This is a genomic window from Marinobacter sp. UBA2498 (genome assembly GCF_002341575.1).
GTDB classification, from domain to species: domain Bacteria; phylum Pseudomonadota; class Gammaproteobacteria; order Pseudomonadales; family Oleiphilaceae; genus Marinobacter; species Marinobacter manganoxydans.
On sequence record NZ_DDOI01000130.1, the window covers coordinates 1 to 3,271 of the forward strand.

At 55.9% G+C, this 3,271-nt stretch carries 4 protein-coding genes, 1 tRNA gene and 1 pseudogene; all 6 read left to right on the top strand.

Features of this window, described 5'->3' with window-relative positions:
• A partial coding sequence (locus tag B2W52_RS18000) for a phosphohexomutase domain-containing protein (protein WP_476738545.1) occupies positions 1 to 846 on the top strand: 846 nt, incomplete at its 5' end.
• Between the two features lie 75 nt (positions 847 to 921).
• Positions 922 to 1,680, top strand: coding sequence for a triose-phosphate isomerase (gene tpiA / locus B2W52_RS18005; protein WP_075267595.1), 759 nt, complete (start codon positions 922 to 924; stop codon positions 1,678 to 1,680).
• Between the two features lie 24 nt (positions 1,681 to 1,704).
• A complete protein-coding gene (gene secG / locus B2W52_RS18010; protein ID WP_008171532.1) occupies positions 1,705 to 2,085 on the top strand; it encodes a preprotein translocase subunit SecG in 381 nt (126 codons plus the stop codon).
• A 7-nt stretch (positions 2,086 to 2,092) separates the two neighbouring features.
• Positions 2,093 to 2,177 (top strand) — tRNA-Leu (locus B2W52_RS18015).
• 320 nt (positions 2,178 to 2,497) lie between these two features.
• Positions 2,498 to 2,959 (top strand): ribosome maturation factor RimP, encoded by a 462-nt coding sequence (gene rimP / locus B2W52_RS18020; protein ID WP_008171533.1) that lies wholly within the window; start codon positions 2,498 to 2,500, stop codon positions 2,957 to 2,959.
• 55 nt (positions 2,960 to 3,014) lie between these two features.
• Positions 3,015 to 3,271: pseudogene (locus B2W52_RS18025) on the top strand (NusA N-terminal domain-containing protein); the annotation flags it as partial.

Genomic DNA, 3,271 nt, shown 5'->3' on the forward strand with positions numbered 1-3,271 from the left:
GTGCCCAATGAGTTTACGCTCGACGGCATGAATATCGTATTGGACTGTGCCCATGGCGCCACCTATCACGTGGCCCCCAAGGTATTTCGGGAGCTTGGGGCCAAGGTTTCGGTTATCGGTGGCGATCCCGATGGGCTCAATATCAACCTTAACGTTGGCTCCACTCATCTGCAGGCGCTCAAGGCAGCAGTGATCGAAAAAAACGCTGATCTGGGGATCGCATTCGATGGGGATGGCGATCGGGTTCTCATGGTGGACCGGGACGGATCCGAGGTCGACGGCGATGAGCTGCTCTACGTCATCGCGTCCCAACGCTTTGCCGAGGATCGCCTGAAAGGCGGTGTGGTCGGTACGCTGATGACCAATCTGGGTGTCGAGCTTGCTTTGAATGAAATCGGAATCGAGTTCGAGCGTGCAAAAGTCGGCGACCGATACGTGATGGAGCGGCTGCTCGCCAACAACTGGGTGCTCGGTGGCGAAGGCTCTGGCCACATGGTTATCCGCGACTGCACCAGTACCGGTGATGGTATTGTTTCGGCGCTGCAGGTCCTTCTTTCAGTGTGGAAGTCCGGGAAAACCCTTGCGGATCTGCGGAAGGGGATGAGCAAGCTCCCCCAGAAAATGATCAACGTTCGGGTGGCGCAGCGTTTCGATCCGTTCAGTCGTGATGATATCGTAGCTGCGGTGCGCAAGGCCGAAACCGAGCTGGGCAGTTCCGGCAGGATTCTGTTGAGGGCTTCTGGCACAGAGCCGCTGATCCGTGTGATGGCGGAGGGGCAGGACGCCAGCGAGATTCTTCGGGTAGTCGAGGAACTGGCAAAAGTTGTGGAGAAATCCACCGCTTAATTTTGTGTTTTCAGGCGGTTGTCTGCCGGGAGGGAGTGCTGTATAGTTCGCCCTCCCTAACGTTCGGGAACTGTTATGCGTCGGAAGATTGTAGCCGGAAACTGGAAAATGAACGGGTCAAAAGACCTGGCACAAACGCTGGTAAGCGATGTGCGATCCCAGGCGGCCTCTCTTGATAATGGCGTTGAGGTTGTTATCATTCCTCCCGCTATTTACGTCCCGGGCGTAGTTGCCAGCGCAGGCGATGTACTGTCGGTCGGTGTTCAGAACGTGGCGCAATGGGCGTCCGGAGCCTACACCGGTGAGATTTCCGCGGACATGGCGTTGGATCAGGGCTGTCAATACGTCTTGGTCGGTCATTCCGAACGTCGCCAGCTCTTCGCTGAGACAGACGCTGCAGTGGCCGAAAAAGTCGGTCGCATTCTCGCTTCCGGGCTCCAGGCCATGGTTTGTGTTGGTGAAACCCTGGAAGAGCGTGAGGCTGGTAAGGCCGAGACCGTTGTTGCCGCCCAGGTAAAGGCCGGCCTTGCGACGGTCACAAGCGAGCAGTGGCAGCGTGTAGTGGTTGCCTATGAGCCTGTCTGGGCGATCGGAACAGGTAAAACCGCTACGGCACAGGACGCGCAGGCAATGCATGCGTCGATTCGGCAGGTGCTTTCAGAGATGGGCGCGCCGGCCAATGAGATTTCCCTCCTTTACGGGGGCAGTGTAAAAGCGGATAATGCAGCCGCTCTTTTTGCCGAGCCGGATATTGACGGCGGTTTGATCGGCGGAGCGTCGCTCAAAGCAGAAGATTTTGTAAGTATTTGCCGGAGTGTTCCGGCGGGTACCTGAATTTAAAGGTTCGCGAGAGTCGTTATGGATTGGGTAGAAACGCTGGTAGTCGTTGTGCACGTGGTGATCGCGGTGGCGCTGGTGGGTCTGGTGCTGATCCAGCAGGGCAAAGGCGCAGATGCCGGCGCTGCCTTTGGTGGTGGTGCATCGCAGACTGTGTTTGGTAGTCAGGGTAGCGGTAGCTTTCTCACCCGCTTCACGACTCTGCTCGCAGTGGTATTTTTTGTAACAAGTTTCTCGCTGGCGATTTTTGCCAAGCAGCGTGCCGAAGTGGCAGGCGAAGCCGGTATTCCTGTTGTTCAGGAATCCAGCAGCGCAGCCCCTGCTGATACCGCTGCTGACAATGGCGAAGCCGCAGCCAGCGAAGCCGAGGGTGGGGAGTCTGATCTCCCTGAACTCGAGTAAGAATGTTGCCCGGGTGGTGAAACTGGTAGACACGCTATCTTGAGGGGGTAGTGGCGAAAGCCGTGCCGGTTCGAGTCCGGCCCCGGGCACCATATTAGAAGAAAAACGGCTTGGAGTTTCCAGGCCGTTTTTTTTGGTCAGTCCTTGACCAGTCTGTCCGGCGTCTCTATACTCCGGCGGATATTGGGACCTGCCGCTTGGTGCTGGCGGGTTTCTGGCAGGCCAGGTGTCTGTCAGCAGGAAGCGGTACACCGGTTTGCTTCCTGCGAGTTCTTGCAACAAAAGGCCCCATTGTCAGGGGCTTTTTGATTAAGGGGCCTGGCGCAAAGGGCCCTGGTGCATAAAAAGGGCTGATAAAACAGCCCTTTTTTTGTTTTTGGGGCCGGTAAATTGATAACGGAGAAGGCACAACTTGTCAGCCAAGCTTAAGCAACTGGAAGACATTCTTCAGCCCGTGGTGGAAGGTCTGGGGTATGAGTTCTGGGGCATTGAATTCCGCTCGCAGGGCCATCATTCCCTGTTACGGGTGTTTATTGACGATGCCGAAAACGGCATCGGAGTCGACGACTGTGAGAAAGTCAGTCGCCAGATCAGCGGTGTGATGGATGTGGAAGATCCCATCCAGACCGAATACACACTGGAGGTCTCATCCCCGGGGATGGATCGCCCGCTGTTTCGTCTAGAGCAATACGAGGCCTTTGTTGGTCATCAGGTTCAGATTCGTCTCCGGATGGCATTTGAAGGTCGCCGGAAGTTTCAGGGGCTGATCAAAGGCGTGGAAGGTGATGATGTGGTTGTGGTCGTTGATGATCACGAGTATCTGCTGCCATTCGACAGCATTGAAAAAGCCCACATCGTGCCGGTATTTGAGTGAGCGATTTGAATAAAGTCCGTGGACGCACAGTTGATTTTAAGGGCAGGGCAATCCAATGAGTAAAGAGATCTTGCTGGTGGTTGAATCCGTCTCGAACGAGAAAGGTGTCGAGAAGGATGTGATTTTTGAAGCGATCGAGCTGGCACTGGCCACCGCTGCCAAAAAACGCTTTGAAGACGAAGAGGCGGATATCCGCGTATCAATCGACCGGAAAACCGGCGAATACGAAACCTTCCGCCGCTGGCTGGTGGTGGATAACGATGCCGTTCCTGCGCTGGGCACTGAGCTCACCCTGCAGGAAGCCGAGGAAAT

Excerpts from the sequence above, each read along its gene's own strand:
- secG (WP_008171532.1), top strand. The coding sequence starts at position 1,705 with ATGGATTGGGTAGAAACGCTGGTAGTCGTTGTGCACGTGGTGATCGCG.
- tpiA (WP_075267595.1), top strand. The coding sequence starts at position 922 with ATGCGTCGGAAGATTGTAGCCGGAAACTGGAAAATGAACGGGTCAAAA.